This window comes from Simiaoa sunii, from assembly GCF_014337175.1.
Lineage (GTDB): Bacteria > Bacillota > Clostridia > Lachnospirales > Lachnospiraceae > Acetatifactor > Acetatifactor intestinalis.
Genome location: NZ_CP060633.1, coordinates 1,070,087 through 1,088,994 on the forward strand (window position 1 = coordinate 1,070,087; position 18,908 = coordinate 1,088,994).

Consider the following 18,908-nt stretch of genomic DNA (forward strand, 5'->3'; position numbering starts at 1 on the left):
AGAAATGGCAGATAAGAAATTAAATGGAACAGTTATAGTTACATATAGATGTAATGCACGTTGCACAATGTGCAATCGTTATAAGGCACCATCAAAGCCTGAAGAAGAGATTAGCATTGAGACCATCAAGAAGCTGCCGCCAATGTATTTTACAAATATCACAGGTGGCGAGCCGTTCATCAGAACTGATTTAAGGGACATCGTTTCAGAACTTCGTAAGAAGAGTGATCGTATTGTAATCTCCACCAATGGTTTCTTCACAGACAGAATTGTGGCTCTTTGTAAGGAGTTCCCGGACATCGGTATCCGTATTTCCATCGAAGGAATGGAAGACACCAATAACGAGATTCGTGGATTGCAGGATGGTTACAACCGTGGGTACCAGACTCTAAAAACTTTAAGAGAAAAGGGGATGAAGGATGTTGGCTTCGGTATGACTGTTCAGGACAAAAACGCTCCTGACCTTGTTCCTCTCTATAAGCTTTCCAATGAGATGGGCATGGAGTTTGCTACAGCATCTCTCCATAACAGTTTCTATTTCGTAGAGGCAAAGAACATCATCCATGATCGTCCTATGGTTGCAAAGAATTTTGAGAATCTTGTCAATGAGCTTCTCAAGTCCAACAACCCTAAGAAGTGGTTCCGTGCTTACTTCAACCATGGCCTGATTAACTACATCTATGGACAGAAGAGACTCCTTCCTTGTGATATGAGTTTTGACACCTTCTTTATTGATCCATACGGTGATGTTATGCCTTGTAACGGAACTAAGGATAAGGAAGTAATGGGTAATCTGAATACACAGAGCTGGGACGAACTTTGGAACAGTCCAGAAGCAGAAGCTGTTAGAAACAAAGTACGCCATTGTGACAGAGATTGCTGGATGATTGGATCTGTTTCTCCGGCAATGCACAAATATATCTGGAAACCAGCTTGGTGGGTATTTACTCATAAGCTGAAGAGTATCTTTGGCGGTAAGTATTCCATGTACGAGAATAAGATTGTTCGTGATCTTCGTGATGGAAAGGTTACCAAGGAAGAACTTGATAAGTGCAGTACCTGCGATGTGAATGCATGCATTAATAATGGTTTGAGTGCGGCAAGTATGGAGCAGTTGAAGAATAAAACAGGTGAAGAAATTGTTGATGCAGATATTGCTCAACAGATGAAGGGATAATGATTGTGTCAAAGATAGCAGCAGTAGTGGTTGTCTACAACAAGAATGTTAGCGAATCAATCACATGTGATCGTTTGCTGAAACTAAACCGAAATGAAGTCACTTTGGTCATTGTAGATAATAGTGAGAAGGAAACTACGAACGATGAATATTGCCGTTCGAGGAATATAGATTACATATCTATGAATGGTAATAAGGGATTGTCAAAAGCATATAACCGTGCAGTCGAATTTTGTAAAAATAACGAAACAGATGTAATCGTGTTATTTGATGATGACACAGAGATAACAGGCGAGTATTTCGATAAGTTGGAGGAGGAGATTATTTCTTCTCCAGATGTTGATGTATTTGCGCCTGTTATTTTCGGTCAGGATGAGGTGATTTATTCACCAAATGAATTCAATTTTCTGAGAAATCATTTTATCACAGATGAAAATCAAATTGTCTCACAAGATGGATTTAATGCAATTGCGAGTTGTTTAGCTATAAGGACAAGAGTATTTGATAACTTTGTATTTGATGAGACTTTGTTTGTAGACCAGGTGGATCAATATTTCTTTTATGAACAGAGAGCAAGAGGTACTAAATTTAAAAAGATGAATATAGTGATCAACCAGAATTTTTATCAGAGAGCTGCAACCTTAACCCCTCAAGCAGGGTGGAATCGCCTGAAACTCCGGCTCGTTGATATTATGCGTCAAACAAGATTGATGGGTGGTGGAAAGTATACTGTATTAGGCATTGTAAAGTGTTGTGGACTTGGTGCTCAAATCGCAAAGAAGACTAAATCACCAGCGATATTATTTAAGGCCGTTGGTCTTACCTTTAAGAGCTGGATAACGAAAATGTAGCAAATAGAAAACTGGGGTGATATTTGTAAAATGAAACAAATAGAAAAAAATGTCATTGTTGTAATTTCGACATACAACGGAGAGAAGAATATTACTCGCCAGTTAGAGTCAATTTTACAACAAACAGGGGTAAACGTAAGCGTTTATATTAGGGACGACAGTAGTACGGATAAAACTGTCGAAGTAGTGAAGGCCTTTATCTTTAAGAATGGATATCATAATGTCAAAATCGAAGTCGGTAAAAATATGGGTTATGCTAAAAGTTTTTGGACAGCTTTAAAAAATTGTGGTGACGCCGATTACTATGCCTTTTCGGATCAGGACGATGTTTGGGAAAAAGATAAATTACTAAAATGTATTGCTCCAATGGAAAAGGATAAAGAAGTAGGTTCAAAACTTTCCTATTGTAAGATGAATAGATGTTCACCGGATTTACAAAGATTGTCTGAGCAAGTTAATGTTTTGCCACCTAAAAGACTCTCTAAGAAACTGGTATTAACGCAAACATATAATTACGGAGCAGCTACGGTAATCAATAAAGAAGCAAGAAATCTTGTTTGTAGATGTTGGCCTGAAATTGATAATTTACCGCATGATTTATGGGTCGGTTTAATCTGTTATTGGTTTGGAAAAATATATTATGTCGATGAAGAACTTTATTATTGGATCAGATATCAGACAAGTGTTACTGGAGCTGGAACGAAATGGTCTGGAATGAGATATAGGGTAAAAGAAAGCCTCCAAGGTAAATCTTACCCTAATGTATCCCAATATCTTCTGTCGGAATATGAAGATTTACTCACAAAAAAAGATAGAGTTTTTTTAGAAATGCTGTCCTCGTACAAACGGAATATTATTACCAGACTTAAATTGATTTTTGACAAAGATTTCAGGCGAGATACCTTAAAAGGAACGGCTATTTTGAAAACAGGAGTACTTTTGGGATGGTTATAACTATAAATAAAAGGACAATTGTACCAACTTTAATCATTGCATTGGCTTTTTCAAGAACTATAAAAAGTATGACTACTTGGGTCTATCCTTTTTTAATGATGTTTGTATTTCTTATAGGCTTTGCTTTATACTTGGTGAAGTACGGAATTGATTTTAGTGATAGTCGGACTAATAATGCTTTTGAGGTTATTAAGTATGGATTTACACCATATTTACTAATTTTTGTTTATTCAATGATTATAAATGTTGTCAATAATAATCCGTCAGCAAATTACGCACGAACTGCAGGATCTAGTTTTAGCGCAATGATTGTTCCCTGGATAATTGCAGCAATCATTTTTCTATATGAAGATGATGCAATCAATCTGGTGTGTAATGGCCTTCTTCTAGAGTATGTTGTTGAGATACTTGTTGGAATTAGTGGGGTTGGCGTTAGTGCATTATTCGAACATATCAAAGACCCATTAAATACATATGAATCAATATTTGAGGTGCACGATATCGGTTTTGCATTATTTTTATTCTTGATTTATTACTTACTACACGATGCTAATAGTCATAAATGTAAGATTATAATGCTTGTTTTTGTTGAGTATCTTATCATGAAGAGAATAGCTTTGGTTGGAATGTTTATCTCTTTGTTTGCCTATGGATTGTTGTGCCTTATAAATAAGAGCAAAGAAAGGATTTCATACAGAGTGATTTTTTATGCTCTGTTTATAGTTGCTTGCGCTTATCTGTTTTTTATAGCGAATCCTGATTTTAAGAATCTAATGATGAATGCAGGAATTTATAATCGATTTTTACTTGTTGATGCCATGAGTCAATATTATAAATTCTCATTAGGTTTTTGGGGACAAGGATATGGATTTGTTTCATTAGTGATTCCAAATGCTAGTATAGCAGGAGTGCAAGGAATTGCAGCGTTACATAATGACATTTTGAAGGATTATATAGAACTAGGTTTTATTGGATTTTTCCTGATTTATTATTATTTGTTTGTTCATATGCCAATGAAGATTTTTGGGACTATAAAATCCAAAAACGTAAAAATACTCATTGCGTTAATGATATATCTGCTGGTGACATTATTTACGGACAATGTATTCGAGTACATCGCTTTTATGGGGGCATTTATGGTTATACTCGCATCCTTGAAAATAGAAGATGAAGAGTTTCCAGTTTAATTGATTTCCAAAAAGAAGAACATATTGAGGGAGTTGGTGGAAGTGAATGAATTAGTATCTGTGATTGTTCCAATATATAATGTAGAAGATACCTTGGAAAGATGTATAGATTCAATCTTGCAACAGACATATATGAATATAGAAATTATTCTAGTTAATGATTCATCACCTGATGATAGTGAAACAATATGTCAGAAATATAAGTCAGAACATCCAAATATAATCAAGTATTTTAAAAAAGAAAATGAGGGCCTTGGGTTAACACGTAACTACGGTATGAAACGGGCTAATGGTAACTATGTAGTTTTTGTGGATTCAGATGATTATATTGAAAAAGATATGATTACTCAGATGATGCAATGTGCCGTGGATAATAACGCAGATATAGTGGCAAGTAGTTTTGTATATAATGGGCATACACAGGCGGAAGTTGGAGGGGAGAAATTATATATAGGAAAAAAAGAAATTCAATCTTTAATAAACAGAATGTCTGGAAATAAAAATTGCAAGACGAATGACCAGTTTAATGTTTCAGCATGTACAAAATTATACAGTAAACACTTTTTGGATCAGCATGTTTTAGTTTTCAAATCAGAAAGAGAATATATCTGGGAGGACATGGCGTTTAATGTTGATGCGTTTTCTTGCGCTGAGCGTATTTATGTCATGGATAGTGCTTTTTATCATTATGATTATAATCCAGAGTCTTTGACTCATAGTTATGATGCTAATAGATTTGAAAAAATAATGAAAATGTATTGTTATTTAAAGGATAAACTTAATGATATTGGTATGTACGATTTGTGTAAGTTCAGATTGAGCAACAATTTTCTGGGAAATGCCAGGACCTCCTTTAAATTAGAGGCGTTGTTTAATGAACATCATGTTGCCGAAAAAAACATATGCCGGATGTTGAAAAATGAGGTTCTTCAAGAAATTGTAACTAATTGCGACTCTAGTTCCCTTTCACTTCAGCAAAAAATATTTAATATTGCAATAGTTTGTAAAAGACCAAAGCTAATTCTTTTTCTTTCGAACATTCAGAATATTAGAAAGAAAGGAATTATTAATTAATATATATAGCTATGATTATTATATGAGGAGGGTATGCTATGGTAATTGGATATACAACAGGAGTTTATGACCTGTTCCATGTGGGACATCTTAATTTATTTAAGAATGCTAAAGGCATGTGTGACAAGCTGATAGTTGGTGTAACAGTTGATGAACTTGTTCAATATAAGGGAAAGAATGCGATGATTCCTTTCGAGGATCGCATCGAACTGGTTAGAAGCTGTAAGTATGTTGATGCAGCTGTCCCACAGTATGATATGGATAAGCTCACTGCTTGTAAAAAGCTAGGAGCAACATATCTTTTTGTTGGTGATGATTGGTACGGAACTGAGAAATGGAAGAAATACGAAGAGGATTTTGCAAGAGAGGGTATCAAAATCATTTACTTTCCATACACTAAGGGTATCTCTTCTACAAAAATTACAGCAGCATTAAATGCTGTTAGAAAAGATGATCTACATGATATGAAATAGGAGAAAACTTTTTAAGAAAAGATATGGCAATGAAAAACAAACTGTTACTTGTAAAAAATAAAATGATTCTGATGCTATTTTATTGCTTAAGATTTTTTCCTGTTAAAAAAAATAAAGTAGTAGTCGAAAGCTATGATGGCAGAGGATATAGTGATGAAGGGAAGGCTATCTGCGATTCATTGCTTAAGAAGAAATCCAATCTAGATATTGTTTGGTTGGTTAGAGATACTTCTATGAAAGCTCCATTTGGGATTAGGTACGTTAAGCTTAATTCAATAAAAGGTGTTTATGAATTGGTTACAGCAAAGATTTGGATGGATAATCGCCGAAAATTAAGCTATGTTCGAAAACGTAAAGAACAATTCTATATTCAAGAATGGCATGGGGGAGGTCCGTGTTTGAAATACATCGAAAAAGATGCTACCGCTTTGCCTGCAGAATATGTTGCGTATGCCAGGAATGATTCCAAAATGGCAGATCTAATGATTTCAGGGTCGAAATGGAGAACTAACAATATAAAATCTTCTTTTTGGTATGACGGCGAAATTATTGAGTGTGATTTGATGAAAAATGAGGATAATAGGTCAGATTGTGAAATTTGTGATGAAGTATTTAATTTCTTTGATGAATTAGGTGCAAATGACAATATTTTATTGTACGCTCCGACGTTTAGAGCTGATCATGATTTATCCTGTTATCATATGGATTTTGAAGCCGTAAGGAGAGCTTTGATTGATAAATATGGTGGTGAGTGGAAAATCATCGTGAGATTGCATCCGAATATAGCAAATCTTGATGGATTTATGACCTATTCCGAGAGTATAATTAATGGTTCTAAATATCCTGGAATTAATGATTTAATAGTTGCTTCGAAATTTCTTGTCACAGATTATTCCGGATGCATGTTTGAAGGATTTCGACTAAAGACAAAAGTAGTCTTATATGCATTAGATTTGGAACACTATACATCCAATGAGCGTGGGTTGTATTTTGATATAAGAAATCTTCCTTCACCACTCTGTGAAAATATGGAGCAATTTATATCTTGCATTAGGAATTTTGATGAAGACAAATATGAAGAACAAAGACAAAACTTCGTTGATGAAATTGGTTACTGCAAAGAGCCGGGGCCTGAAATTATTGCAGATAGAGTTCTAGAGGCAATAGAGGAACGATAGTAGTCTATGATAATTAGTTTATTACGGAAGTGAGTTTCTAAGGAGGAAAAGAAAATGGTTGATAAGAATTTTTGCATGAGTTCGTACTTGGCTTTCCGCTATATTGAGAAGGACGGATATGAATTTTATGATGGACTTAAGCATACAGGTGATATGCCCTATCCAGAAGATAGGAAGGTATTGGTAAAGAATGCAGAGGATGTAGCAAAGGCCTACAAAGAAGCTTTTGAATCTAAATCGAATGTGGAATTGGGAATTCTTCTTTCTGGTGGTATGGACTCTGCTTGTCTGGCAGCATTTATGAAACCTGGAACAGATGCATATACGTTTAGATTTCTTGGAGGAAACTTCAGTACTGAAGATATGGAGAGGGCAAAACTATATGCAGAAAAGTACCATCTAAATCTTCATTATGTAGATATTGACTGGAGTGTTGTTGAAAGAAATCTCGAGCCGTTGATGAAAATGAAAGGTGCTCCTGTACATTCCATTGAGCCGCAAATTATGGAGGCTGCACTTCAGGCAAAGGCGGATGGAGTAGAAATGATGGTTGCAGCTGATGGCAGTGATCTTGTTTTTGGAGGAATGGATCGCATGCTATCAAAAGATTGGAAATTTGAAGAGTGGGTTGATTTCTACACCTTCCTTGATCCTAAGATTGCATTGAAGAATCCTGTTGATATGAGCTATCTTTTTGAGAGATACAGATTGCCAGAGAATAATATTAATTATCTTAAGTTTATTGATGATGTATTCGCACATGAGTCAAGTGCTTCGTATTGCAATGCATTCATTACTGCAGGAATGAAATATACACCTTTCTTTGATCCGTCGGGAATGGTTAAGATGGCAGAACCACTTGATCTCAAAAGAATTCGTTCTGGTGAGTCTAAGTACATCATTCGCAATCTATTTAAGATGTGCTATCCAGAGATTCCAGTACCTGAGAAGACACCTATGCCGCGCCCTGTTGATGCTTATTTTAAAGACTGGGAAGGTCCAAAGCGTCCTGAGTTCAGAGAAGACATCGATATGAGCAAGCTGACTGGAAATCAGAAGTGGCAGCTCTATTGCTTAGAGAAGTTCTTGGATATGAATGAGAAATAAAATGATTGGGCAGTGGCATCGAAGGTGTTGCTACTGCCCATTAAAAAAAGGTGATAAAAGGATGAATGAAAACAAACTTGTCAGAGTGCTGGGGCTGAGGGAAGCCATCAGTATGACAATCGGTACGGTAGTAGGTGTAGGGCTCTTCACATGTGGGTCCGCCCAAGTTGGATTTGTAGGGCCGTGGATAATTATATTTACGTTTCTTGCACTTCTAGTTTCTATATGGCCTTGCTTGATTTATGGTGAGATGTCTGCAACACTACCCTGTGCAGGTGGAACATATAATTTTGCAAAACGTGGTCTCAACAGACTTTGGGCAAACTTGGCTGGATGGCATTATATTATTTCCGTTGTTGCTATCGGTGCCGGAGAGACGTTGGCCTTTTCAAATTACTTTAAGATTCTGTTCCAGCAGTTTGGGGTAAACCTCGCTGGTGTGGATTCCAGAATAATCGCCATTGTTCTTGTTGTAGCATTTCTGGTCTTGAATTATCGAGGTATTGAGATGTCTGGTAAAGCGCAGACCGGATTTGTTTTCTTCTTCTGGGCGTGCTCCATTGCATGGTTTGTTTATATGATTCCAAGAATTCATTTGGATTATTTTGGCGGTTTTGCGATGGATTCACTGCCTCCATTTAAGGAAATCATGTATATCTTTGGTCTTGTTTGGTGGTGCTATACAGGATTTGAAACCTGTGTCTCTATGGGAGGAGAAACTAAATATCCTCAATATACATTGCCGAGAGCATTGAAGCTTTCAGTATTTTTGGTTTTTGCAGTGAATGCATTATTCCAGTGGTTCCTAGTTGGTTTGATCTCTCACGAGTTCTATGGAGTACTTGCCACAGCTGATGCGCCATATGCAGAAGGATTGCAGGCTATTGGTCTTGTGGGATTCCCAATCATTCTGCTTTGTATAGGTATCGCATTTGGCGGTGATTTGAGTACTATCAATCCTGGAATTGCAGCACCTGCACGATATATTTATACAATGGCAGAGGATGGTGCACTTCCCTCAGTGCTTGGAAAAATTCATCCAAAGTATAAGACCCCTCATGTCGCAGTGTTGTTTGTCGGCTTAATCAACTTCATTCTGATTGCAACAGGATCGATTGATTACATTGCATCAGTATCTTTGATTTCACTTGCCATCTGTTACATGATTGGGTGTGGAGCATATTTGGGGCTCAAGAAAAAGTATCCGGATATGAGCCGTCCATATAAGGCACCTCTTGGTACGGTAGGATGCTACGTTACATTTGTAACCTATATATGTATGTTGATTTTTGCAGATAGGGCAGCATTGCTTACAGCCCTTGTTGTTTCTGTTTTATGCATTATTTATTATATAGCAATCGCTCGTAAAAAAGAATTCAAGATTCTAAGTATTGAAGAAGAAATCGGAGAAATTGACGAGCCTACGGAACAAGAAAAAGCTAAGATTGATAAAGAATACAACATCTGGAAAATTGGTACAAGTATCGTTACCATTGTTGCTTTAGGAATTTATTTAATTCCGATTATTATGAACTGAGGAGATATAATAAAGTGGGAAAATTGAGAAAGAAATATAGGAGTATGCCTGTCCAAGTCAAGGCATCATTATGGTTTTTGATATGCTCTTTCCTTCAAAAGGGTATATCTACTGTTTCTACACCAATTTTCACACGGCTTCTTTCCACCGCAGAGTATGGTCAATACAATGTATTTAACTCGTGGTTAGGAATTATTACGATATTTGTGACATTAAATTTGTCTGCTGGCGTATATACACAGGGGTTAGTGAAATTTGATAAAGATAATAAAATCCTATCGTCTTCATTACAGGGTCTGACGCTCTTTTCGGTTGTGGTTTGGACGGTTGTATATTTGCTATTTAGAAATTTTTGGAACCGCATTTTTTTATTAACTACAGTCCAGATGCTTGCAATGCTTGCAATGATCTGGACAACCGCAGTATTCAGCTTTTGGGCATCAGAGCAACGAGTAGAATATAAGTATCGAACACTTGTAATTGTTACATTGCTAGTTTCATTAGCAAAACCGATAATTGGCGTGATTTTTGTTATTAATGCCGATGATAAGGTTACAGCACGTATTTTAGGACTTGTGCTTGCAGAGCTAATTGGTTACACATGGACCTTCTTTGATCAGATTAAAAAGGGCAAAAGGCTCTATTCAAAAAAGTACTGGCTGTATGCTTTGGGGTTTAATCTTCCATTAGTACCACATTATTTATCACAGGTAGTACTTAGCAGTGCGGATCGAATTATGATAAGAGATATGATAAGCGCAGATGCGGCAGGAATTTATAGCCTTGCGTATTCGATATCGTTATTAATGACACTGTTTAACACCGCTTTGATGCAGACAATTAGCCCATGGATATATCAAAAAATAAAAGCAAAAAGAATCAAAGATATTGCAAATGTCGCATACACAACACTAATCATGCTTGCTTTCTTGAATCTGTTTTTAATACTTCTAGCGCCAGAGGTGGTAGCTATTTTTGCCCCTGCTGCTTACTATGAAGCAATATACGTAATTCCTCCTGTTGCAATGAGTGTATATTTCATGTACGCATATGACCTATTTGCTAAGTTTGCATTTTATTATGAAAAAACGAAATTTGTTATGGTTGCAAGCGTAATAGGCGCAGTATTAAATATTATATTAAATTACATTTTTATTGGAATGTTCGGATACCAGGCTGCTGGGTATACGACGTTAGCGTGCTATATGATATATAGCGTAGGTCATTATTACTTTATGAATAAGGTATGTGATCAATTCTGTGATGGAGAAAGACCATACGATTTAAAGAAGATTCTTATGATCACGATTCCATTCTTAATGACTGGATTAATATTCCTGGGAACATACAGTTATCCAGTAATAAGATATGGGATTGTTGTGGTGGCTTTAATTATCGTACTCATAAAAAGAAAGACGATTATTGGTATCATAAAGAATCTTATGAAAATGAGAAAAGCTTAAAGTTAGCAGAAGGATGGGTCATATGAAATGTTATGTGGGCAGTATAATCACCGTAAATGAAAACGATGATGTATTTGGATATTTAGTTGAGGACCATGGAAAGATTCTATACGTTGGAAATCAACTTCCAAAAGAATACGAGCAGGCGGAGCGTATTGAACTGGGAGATAAAGCCTTAATTCCTTCGTTTGTTGATACACATCAGCATTTAGCATCATTCTCTACGTTTCAAGCTGGCTTAAATGTTATGGATGCCGAGACAAACATCGAATTGGCATCCATGATACAAAAGTTTGTGAATCATTCAAAAGAGAAAACTTTGATTTGTTTCGGAGCATCTCCATATTCTGTGAAAGAAGGAAAGCTGATCTCAAGAAAAGAACTAGATTTGGTGTGCCCTGATAAAGAGATTATGGTGGTGAAGTATGATGGACATGCTTGTATCATCAATAGTAAACTCATGAATAGACTCAAGAAGAAGCTGGAAAAGCTGAGAGGATATCATCCAGAGACCGGAGAAATGAATCAGGAAGCATTCTTTGCTTGTTCAGATTATATAACGAATTCCATATCGATTCCTAGGTTATTCCGAAATATGCAAAATGCAGCCGACTTTATGGCATCAAAGGGAATTGGATGTGTTCATTCGGTGAGCGGAGTTGGTTTTATTGGAAACCTGGATATTTCGATGGAACAGGCATTTGCAAAGTCGTTGCGAAATGGAATGCAGGTGCGAATCTTTCCACAATCAATGGATGTAAAGGTGGCAACCTCAAGAAAGCTTCCTCGAATAGGCGGATGCTTCCAGTGTGCATTGGATGGATGCTTTGGTTCACAGGATGCATCGCTGAATGAGCCTTACACTGATGGTAGCAGTGGTGTTCTCTACTATACAGACGAACAAGTTATTGATTTCTGCAAGAGGGCAAATCGGGCTGGACTTCAGATTGAGATGCATGCCATAGGAGACAAGGCATTTGATCAAGCCTGTAGAGCAATAAAAGCTGCATTAGATGACTATCCAAGAGAAAACCATCGCCATGGTATTATTCATGATTGCCTTCCAACAGAGGAAGGTGTCAAAATCTGCAGAGATTATCATATTCAAATGCCGGTTCAAAGTGCGTTTATAAACTGGAAGCAGGAGCCAGATGAGTATCTGGAGGCGATCCTGGGAAAAGAGAGGGCCGAAAAGCTAAATCCGTTAGGAACTTTTGTGAGAAATGGAATAATAATTTCAGATGGTTCTGATGCGCCATGTACTACACCGAATCCTATAGCCTGGATCGATAAGGCTGTCAATCATCCGGTACATGGCGAGGCCATAAGTGTACAGGATGCACTTCGGATGTGTACATATAATGGGTACTATGCAAGCTTTGACGAAGATAAGAGAGGAAGCTTAGAAGTTGGAAAATTTGCAGATATGGTTATTCTTTCAGAAAATCCATATGAAGTTGAGAAGACGGATCTGAAGAATATTAAAGTTGAACAGCTGTTGTTGCAAGGACTGCCTTATAGAAGTTGTAGGGAGAATATATTCAAAGCCGCACTGAGAGGATTACTTTCTCGTGACGCATGAATGTAACCGCTCCAACCTGTCATTTTTGACTGCCAATATATCTCCGGAAGTCACATAAAACCATAAACCTTTTGAATTTTTACAGTGCAGGAAGCTTTTACACGGGCGATGCTTTCACACGGTATCGCCTAATATACCATAATCCACCCAATATCAGAAATTACGAATGCGATTCGTGATCTGTGATATTTGGTGAATTTGAAATAATGATAAATGGGAGGATGGTGGACCAACCTTCTGGACGGCATCGATGTGCGGCTGAACACCGATTACCTCGAGAACAAGGACGCACTGGCTGATAAGGTTGTTTACACCGGCCCCATTGATGCCTACTTTGCCTACAAACTCGGCACGCTGGAGTATCGCTCCGTCCGGTTTGAGAATGAGTTGCTCGAAAAGCCTAGCTTTCAGGGCAACGCCGCCGTCAACTACACCGACCGTGAGACCCCGTGAACCCGCATCATCGAGCATAAATGGTTCGAGTTCGGCAAGGACGAGAACGGCAACGACCTGCCCAAAACGATTATCAGCTGTGAGTATTCCTCCGAGTGGAAGCCCGGCGATGAGCCATATTACCCCGTCAACGATGCCAAAAACGGTGCACTTGAATATTCTTGCCGTAAGAGTTCTTCCTCAATTATCCGTAAGCAGTTGCCTTTGGATATCGCAATTTTGCCTCAAGCAACCGCTTACTGCCCCTTCCATACATTGTTCGCTTTATCATTTTTAATCGGCTGTTTGTTTCTTCTACAAAAGTAAGCGCCAAATAATCCCGCGGCTAGCCAACAAACGCCTCTAACTTCATAATCGTAGTTAGACTATTTTACCACAACAACTACAATTATGGAGGACAACATCATGGCAAACACCAGAAAATCTCGAGTTCCAAAGGAAGAACAGTTGAAACTTATCAATGAATGCCGGACCAGTGGCATGACAGACATTGACTGGTGCCGCGAGCACGGCATTGCTGTCAGCACCTTTTACTACTGGGTAAAGCAGCTTCGAAAAGAAGCTGCCCAGATACCGGCACCTGCCTATGGTCATTCTGAGAATCCCCGCCCCAAACAGGACGTGGTTCCCATTGACATAGTACCGGAACATTTCCCGGTACAGCATACTCCGTACCTTGACAATCCTCATACATTAGAGATCATTCTTGGATCTGCAACGATACGCGTCACCAATGAAACGGATCCACAGCTGCTTTTCAGAACGCTTCAGATTCTGAAAGGTTCTTTATGTTAGGCGATATTTCAGGGTTGGAACGGATCTACATTGTCTGCGGTTACACCGATATGCGCAAATCTATTGACGGACTTTGCGCAGTCGTGGAAGAACAGCTGAAGCTGGATCCTGCATCCAGTTCTCTGTTTCCAAAGCCCTGAAACAGGAATAAAAACATGCACAGAAAAATGCCTGCAAACCGCATATTTTCGGCATTTTTCAGGAGTGATTTTCCTTTAGGAAGCCTGCTTTTTCTGGTATAATAAAGGTATCAAAACCAAGGAGAAAAAGCGTGGCTTCCAGTGCAAAGGACATTCAGCTGCGAGAGCTGAAGGATACCATTTCACAACTGAATACGATAATGTCCGAGCAGACAGAACTGATCCGTTCCCTCAGAACGATCATTGAGGAAAAGACTGCCCATGAGATGGTGCTTCAGGAACAGGTGGACTATCTGACGAAAAAACTTTTCGGCTCTTCCAGCGAAAAGACACCGGCGGACATTCCCGGACAGCTGAATCTGTTTAATGAAGCTGAAGTTTACCAGGATCCGGAGCTTCCGGAAGAAGACTGCAGCCAGGAGCCACGTCCACGGAAGAAAAAAGCTACCCATGCGGAACTTTTTAAAGGTCTCAAGGTTCATAAGAAAGTAATACCGCTGAATGAAGAAGATAAAGTCTGTCCGGTATGCGGTACCCCGATGGAACGTATCGGAGAAGAATACGTCCGCAGGGAACTCGTTTTTACTCCTGCCAAATGTGAAGTTTATGAATACTACACGGAAAGCTATGGCTGCCCTGACTGTAAGGAAGGAAAGGGCGATACGGAAAAGTCTGTGATCGTCAAATCCAAAGTACCGCCCGCACTTATTGGCAAGGGTCCGGCTTCTTCTTCCACTGTTGCATGGACGATCTATCAGAAGTATGCAAACGGCATGCCTCTCTATCGTCAGGAAAAGGACTGGAAAGAGTATGGTGCCGCTGTCAGCAGGACAACCCTTGCGAACTGGATCATCTACAGTGCTGGGCATTATTTCCGGCCACTGTATGATTACTTTCACCGCCAGCTTCTGCTGAGGGAATTTCTCATGGCAGATGAGACCCGGGTACAGATTCTGAAAGAACCCGGACGCAGTGCAGAAAGCCAGTCCTTCATGTGGCTGTACCGCACCGGGGAAGATGGTCTTCCGGTCATCCTGCTGTATGGATATACCCCGACGAGGAGCGGAGACAATGCAGCAGACTTTCTGGACGGCTTTCAGGGATATCTGGAAACCGACGGTTACCAGGGGTATAACAAGGTATCCGGCATCAAACGGTGCTCCTGCTGGGCACATATCCGCCGATACTTTGTGGATGCGATCCCGAAAGGAAAGCAGCTGGATTACAACCAGCCGGCAGTACAGGGAGTGCATTACTGCGACCGCCTGGCAAGACTGGAAAGCAGCATTTCCGGTAAGTGCGGAACGGATTATGAAAAAAGGAAACAAATGCGTCTCGAGAAGGAAAAACCGGTTCTCGAGGCCTTTTGGACGTGGGTTGACAGCCAGAAGCCAGTCCGCAACACCCGCCTGGATAAAGCACTGACCTATGTGAAGAACCGCAGGGAAACATCCATGACCTATCTGGAGGACGGGCGCTGCAGCTTCACCAATAACCTTAGTAAGAATGCCATCCGGACTTTCACAGTAGGACGTAAGAACTGGCTGTTCAGTGATTCCGTAGAAGGTGCAGAAGCCAGTGCGATTGCCTACACGATGGTAGAGATGGCGAAGGCACACAACCTGAACATTTATCAATACCTCAGCTACGTTCTGGAACAAAGGCCGAATGAAAACTGGAGTGATGAACAGCTTGCAGAGCTGGCACCCTGGAGTGAAAAACTCCAAACTCTAAAAATGTGAGAATGAATTTGTAGCAAAATACTCCAACCGAAAATAGGTTGGGGTAAATTTATAGGTACCGCCGGATTATTTGGCGCTTACGATTGATCCATTGCGTTAGCCTCCTCTAAAAAACTATTAGTTTTTTCGTGCTCTTTAGAGTTTGGCATAAAAAAGTCAGTTCGACAAGGCGCATGATTTGACGTTTACACTTTTTAGTAGTGTTCATGAGAACCTCCTGGTATATGACGCAAGGAATTGCGAATATTTGGGGCAATTATCTCATGAATGTGGTATTATGGTAAGGTACTCATGATAGAGTGCGTACGAATATGAACGTAGAATGAGGAAACGATGAATATAAGTACTTAGTAAATGTTTACTTAGTTAGAGGGAGAATATACATATGGAAAAAGAAATGATTATAGCAGTAAATGAGGAATCAGCAGAAATATTTAAAGAATTTGCAAAGAAAAATGATAATATATATTGCGTTGAACATAAAGCATTTATCGGATTGACGGAAATAACCGAATTTATGATTGATATTTCACCTGAATTTTTAGCGGCATTGTCGGCTTATTTGATTGCTCAACTTCAGTGTAAGACGGAAATAAGAATAAAAAAGGGGGATATGGAAATAGAGATAAAAGACAAGAATATTACACCGGACATGGTATTGGATATTCTGAATAAATTAGAGCAAAAAAAGAAGAGATAACAAATGCAAGATGGAGTATATATTGAGTATTTAATGGAACAACGTATTATGCGAAGAACAAATATAATGGATGAATTGCATAAGATATATGCCGGAAAATATGAAAGATGGATAAGGCAATATCTTATTTCTAAGCAAATTTTGGAAGCACCATTATTTATTTTTTGTAACACTCTGTATAAGCTCCCAGACACATTTAGAATTCGCAATAATAGTTTTTTTATTGGAGACTATCAACTGTATAAATACTTGTATGATTGGAATTATGAAGAACACCAGGATATTTTGGTGGAATTATGTTTAAAGCAGTATATAGAATCGTGTTATTTAAATGATAAATTGGATGAAGCATATTGGCTATGCTTAACATGTGATGGCTTGGAAAATTATAAATCAGGAGATTATTTTGAAGATAAAACAATATATTATTATGGAGAAAGGACCGGGATACAAGAAGAGTTTACTCTCGTACATGAAGCAGCGCATTATGAATATAGATTTATAGATAAAGAAAAAGAAACCAAAGATATACGTGAAATTTATAGGCTAGTGCCACGTGTTAGGAAAATAAGTGAGAAATTAGCAAGAGAAAAGAATGATGATAGCGATAAGAGGCTTTTTGAAGAGTGTTATTGTGATGCAGAGTCTATAAAATTTATTTTAGATAATTATATTCCTAATGAAAATATAAAAATAGAGGATATGTTTTTTTTACTATTTAGAACACTCTTATACATATATATTTTAATGTATATTCATTCAATGACCTTAGAAAAGGATGAAACACCACGAAAGCACTATGATTATCAATTGTGGGAATTAACATATCGTATGGCGAATATGTATACTGTAATATATGAATGGTTGCTCGCTAATATGCCAGAACAGGTAAATGTACTTAAAAAGATCTATAGTGATTATACAGAGACCTTCAAAAACAAGATGAAAAAAGTGCGTGAGGTGATAGAAAAGCTGAAAGATATAATGCAACAAAATGATGAAAATATGAGAAAATTAAGTAAGAGAAGCGAAAATGAAAAAAAGCAACTTATAAAGGAATATCTCAAATTATGTTGAGATTTTCAAAAACTACAGATAAAAGGGTAACTCCCCTTTAATATTATATTTAGCGGTATATGTAGCACCGCCGGATTATTTGGCGCTCACTTACGACAGATATGCATCGTGGGTTGAAAAACTTAAATATATTTGCCGTGTGGACAAACTGAACTCAAGGAGTTCACACGGTATATTTTTAGTGTCGCTGTATAGTTTGTTACGTAAATAAAAGAAGAACAAAATTAAAAGAAACGGAGCGTGAAAAAATGAATTTATCAGAAATACATCATATTGCAATCATCGTATCTGATTACGAAGCAGCTAAGGATTTTTATGTGAACAAGCTGGGATTCTCTGTCATAAGAGAAAACTACCGCCCGGAGCGTAAAGGCTGGAAGCTGGATCTTCGTGTTAATGAGCTTACGGAATTGGAGATTTTCGCAGAGGAACATCCTCCGAAACGTGTAAATCGCCCGGAGGCATGTGGTTTGCGTCATCTTGCTTTCTGTGTAGAGAGCGTGGAACAGACTGTGAAAGAGTTGACAGAGGCAGGAATCGAATGTGAGCCAATCCGTGTGGATGATTATACCGGCAAGAAGATGACTTTTTTCCATGACCCGGACGGTCTGCCGCTGGAGTTGCACGAATAATTATGGGAGAGAAAAGAGCGTATAAGCCCCGGAAGCCAGGTGGCGGTCGAAAGAAGCTGAAGCCGGAGTATGATGCCGGGAAGAATCTGATAGAGCAGATGGATGCTGCTGTGGCGCTTTATGATTCTGAGATGTCCTTGCAGGCCATCGGTGAAGAACTGGGATTAAATCCAATAAAGGTACGAAAGCTCCTCATCACAGCTGGTGTGTATGAATCAGAAGTGGTGGAGAAGGTACAGGATACATTTGCGGAGTACCGAGAAACACAAGACTACAAAACCTCCATACTTTCAACCGCAAAGGCGCTGAACCTTTCCAAAGCCTCCGCTACTTCGTACCTGCCATATAAAAAAGGTGTGTACTTCCCAAGTACAGCAGAAAAAGAGAAAATTAGTGTCGGAGCAGAGCGGCAACGGAGATACAGAGCGATGAAGCGGTGGAGGGCTGATCCGACAGAAGAAAACTTCTGGGGTGTGGTTCTGGCTTATGCCGGTATGAGATTCAAAACTTACTCTGGGTTGCCATTCTCTTACGAAATTAAAAAAGGCAGGAACGGCGAGTACACGAAGGAGCTGTGGATCGACAGACGGGAGAAGAGCAAAAGTCTGGCGTGGAGTTCGGTGCTGCTAGCGCTGGGCAATATAAAAGGAGAAGTGGTGGTAGATAGGCCAAAGGCACTGGGCGATATCCGGGGAGTGACTTACATTTATGGGATGTTCTATCGGTTCGGACTGATCAATGTGCCGGACGAGGTAAAGGAGAAGATGAAGTAAATGGAGAGTTGCT

The 18,908-nt window shown here is 38.8% G+C and carries 18 protein-coding genes and 1 pseudogene; all 19 read left to right on the forward strand.

Annotation, left to right across the window (positions count from 1 at the left end; all coding sequences use genetic code 11):
• Positions 1-4: 4 nt before the first annotated feature.
• The 19 genes and pseudogenes from H9Q77_RS04990 (at position 5) to H9Q77_RS05080 (ending at position 18,895) form a co-directional block, all read left to right on the forward strand.
• Positions 5-1,177, forward strand: coding sequence for a radical SAM protein (locus H9Q77_RS04990; RefSeq protein ID WP_249326699.1), 1,173 nt, complete (start codon positions 5-7; stop codon positions 1,175-1,177).
• Positions 1,177-2,028 carry a glycosyltransferase gene (locus H9Q77_RS04995; RefSeq protein ID WP_249326700.1) on the forward strand — a complete coding sequence of 284 codons (852 nt, stop codon included), beginning with the start codon at positions 1,177-1,179 and terminating at the stop codon, positions 2,026-2,028. The genes H9Q77_RS04990 and H9Q77_RS04995 overlap by 1 nt, the downstream gene beginning before the upstream one ends.
• Positions 2,029-2,058: 30 nt before the next feature.
• On the forward strand, positions 2,059-2,982 hold the full coding sequence (locus H9Q77_RS05000) for a glycosyltransferase (protein WP_249326701.1): 924 nt from the start codon (positions 2,059-2,061) through the stop codon (positions 2,980-2,982).
• Complete coding sequence (locus tag H9Q77_RS05005; RefSeq protein WP_249326702.1) at positions 2,973-4,169, forward strand: hypothetical protein; 1,197 nt, start codon at positions 2,973-2,975, stop codon at positions 4,167-4,169. The genes H9Q77_RS05000 and H9Q77_RS05005 overlap by 10 nt, the downstream gene beginning before the upstream one ends.
• 42 nt (positions 4,170-4,211) lie before the next feature.
• The gene (locus H9Q77_RS05010) at positions 4,212-5,243 is read left to right on the forward strand and encodes a glycosyltransferase family 2 protein (RefSeq protein WP_249326703.1); all 1,032 of its coding nucleotides are present in this window, start codon (positions 4,212-4,214) and stop codon (positions 5,241-5,243) included.
• Between the two features lie 38 nt (positions 5,244-5,281).
• Positions 5,282-5,716, forward strand: a complete 435-nt coding sequence (locus H9Q77_RS05015; protein ID WP_249326704.1) for an adenylyltransferase/cytidyltransferase family protein — start codon at positions 5,282-5,284, stop codon at positions 5,714-5,716.
• 29 nt (positions 5,717-5,745) lie between these two features.
• The gene (locus H9Q77_RS05020; protein WP_249326705.1) at positions 5,746-6,894 is read left to right on the forward strand and encodes a CDP-glycerol glycerophosphotransferase family protein; all 1,149 of its coding nucleotides are present in this window, start codon (positions 5,746-5,748) and stop codon (positions 6,892-6,894) included.
• Between the two features lie 54 nt (positions 6,895-6,948).
• Positions 6,949-8,001, forward strand: coding sequence for an asparagine synthase-related protein (locus H9Q77_RS05025; protein ID WP_249326706.1), 1,053 nt, complete (start codon positions 6,949-6,951; stop codon positions 7,999-8,001).
• Between the two features lie 61 nt (positions 8,002-8,062).
• Positions 8,063-9,538: an APC family permease gene (locus H9Q77_RS05030; protein WP_249326707.1), complete on the forward strand. Its 1,476-nt coding sequence runs from the start codon at positions 8,063-8,065 to the stop codon at positions 9,536-9,538.
• A 14-nt stretch (positions 9,539-9,552) separates the two neighbouring features.
• A complete protein-coding gene (locus H9Q77_RS05035; RefSeq protein WP_249326708.1) occupies positions 9,553-11,001 on the forward strand; it encodes a lipopolysaccharide biosynthesis protein in 1,449 nt (482 codons plus the stop codon).
• A gap of 22 nt (positions 11,002-11,023) precedes the next feature.
• A complete protein-coding gene (locus H9Q77_RS05040) occupies positions 11,024-12,583 on the forward strand; it encodes an amidohydrolase (protein WP_249326709.1) in 1,560 nt (519 codons plus the stop codon).
• A gap of 231 nt (positions 12,584-12,814) precedes the next feature.
• Positions 12,815-13,189, forward strand: a pseudogene (locus tag H9Q77_RS05045) (UDP-galactopyranose mutase); the annotation flags it as partial.
• A 252-nt stretch (positions 13,190-13,441) separates the two neighbouring features.
• Entirely contained in the window at positions 13,442-13,831 is a 390-nt protein-coding gene (gene tnpA, locus H9Q77_RS05050; RefSeq protein WP_249326710.1) for an IS66 family insertion sequence element accessory protein TnpA, read from the forward strand.
• On the forward strand, positions 13,825-13,971 hold the full coding sequence (gene tnpB, locus H9Q77_RS05055) for an IS66 family insertion sequence element accessory protein TnpB (protein ID WP_249326711.1): 147 nt from the start codon (positions 13,825-13,827) through the stop codon (positions 13,969-13,971). The genes tnpA and tnpB overlap by 7 nt, the downstream gene beginning before the upstream one ends.
• A gap of 131 nt (positions 13,972-14,102) precedes the next feature.
• Positions 14,103-15,713 (forward strand): IS66 family transposase, encoded by a 1,611-nt coding sequence (gene tnpC, locus H9Q77_RS05060; protein WP_249326712.1) that lies wholly within the window; start codon positions 14,103-14,105, stop codon positions 15,711-15,713.
• 385 nt (positions 15,714-16,098) lie between these two features.
• On the forward strand, positions 16,099-16,413 hold the full coding sequence (locus tag H9Q77_RS05065) for a hypothetical protein (protein ID WP_249326713.1): 315 nt from the start codon (positions 16,099-16,101) through the stop codon (positions 16,411-16,413).
• Between the two features lie 3 nt (positions 16,414-16,416).
• Positions 16,417-17,490: a hypothetical protein gene (locus H9Q77_RS05070; RefSeq protein WP_249326714.1), complete on the forward strand. Its 1,074-nt coding sequence runs from the start codon at positions 16,417-16,419 to the stop codon at positions 17,488-17,490.
• Positions 17,491-17,738: 248 nt separating this feature from the next.
• On the forward strand, positions 17,739-18,122 hold the full coding sequence (gene gloA2 / locus H9Q77_RS05075; protein WP_249326715.1) for an SMU1112c/YaeR family gloxylase I-like metalloprotein: 384 nt from the start codon (positions 17,739-17,741) through the stop codon (positions 18,120-18,122).
• Between the two features lie 2 nt (positions 18,123-18,124).
• The gene (locus H9Q77_RS05080) at positions 18,125-18,895 is read left to right on the forward strand and encodes a hypothetical protein (RefSeq protein ID WP_249326716.1); all 771 of its coding nucleotides are present in this window, start codon (positions 18,125-18,127) and stop codon (positions 18,893-18,895) included.
• The last annotated feature ends 13 nt before the right edge of the window (positions 18,896-18,908 follow it).

What these genes read in the sequence shown, in the direction of transcription:
- H9Q77_RS05070 (WP_249326714.1), top strand. Translation starts at nt 16,417, where the DNA reads ATGCAAGATGGAGTATATATTGAGTATTTAATGGAACAACGTATTATG.
- tnpB (WP_249326711.1), top strand. Translation starts at nt 13,825, where the DNA reads ATGTTAGGCGATATTTCAGGGTTGGAACGGATCTACATTGTCTGCGGT.
- H9Q77_RS05000 (WP_249326701.1), top strand. Translation starts at nt 2,059, where the DNA reads ATGAAACAAATAGAAAAAAATGTCATTGTTGTAATTTCGACATACAAC.
- H9Q77_RS05030 (WP_249326707.1), top strand. Translation starts at nt 8,063, where the DNA reads ATGAATGAAAACAAACTTGTCAGAGTGCTGGGGCTGAGGGAAGCCATC.
- H9Q77_RS05040 (WP_249326709.1), top strand. Translation starts at nt 11,024, where the DNA reads ATGAAATGTTATGTGGGCAGTATAATCACCGTAAATGAAAACGATGAT.
- H9Q77_RS05020 (WP_249326705.1), top strand. Translation starts at nt 5,746, where the DNA reads ATGAAAAACAAACTGTTACTTGTAAAAAATAAAATGATTCTGATGCTA.
- H9Q77_RS05080 (WP_249326716.1), top strand. Translation starts at nt 18,125, where the DNA reads ATGGGAGAGAAAAGAGCGTATAAGCCCCGGAAGCCAGGTGGCGGTCGA.
- H9Q77_RS04995 (WP_249326700.1), top strand. Translation starts at nt 1,177, where the DNA reads ATGATTGTGTCAAAGATAGCAGCAGTAGTGGTTGTCTACAACAAGAAT.
- H9Q77_RS05025 (WP_249326706.1), top strand. Translation starts at nt 6,949, where the DNA reads ATGGTTGATAAGAATTTTTGCATGAGTTCGTACTTGGCTTTCCGCTAT.
- H9Q77_RS04990 (WP_249326699.1), top strand. Translation starts at nt 5, where the DNA reads ATGGCAGATAAGAAATTAAATGGAACAGTTATAGTTACATATAGATGT.
- H9Q77_RS05005 (WP_249326702.1), top strand. Translation starts at nt 2,973, where the DNA reads ATGGTTATAACTATAAATAAAAGGACAATTGTACCAACTTTAATCATT.
- gloA2 (WP_249326715.1), top strand. Translation starts at nt 17,739, where the DNA reads ATGAATTTATCAGAAATACATCATATTGCAATCATCGTATCTGATTAC.
- H9Q77_RS05015 (WP_249326704.1), top strand. Translation starts at nt 5,282, where the DNA reads ATGGTAATTGGATATACAACAGGAGTTTATGACCTGTTCCATGTGGGA.
- H9Q77_RS05065 (WP_249326713.1), top strand. Translation starts at nt 16,099, where the DNA reads ATGGAAAAAGAAATGATTATAGCAGTAAATGAGGAATCAGCAGAAATA.
- tnpA (WP_249326710.1), top strand. Translation starts at nt 13,442, where the DNA reads ATGGCAAACACCAGAAAATCTCGAGTTCCAAAGGAAGAACAGTTGAAA.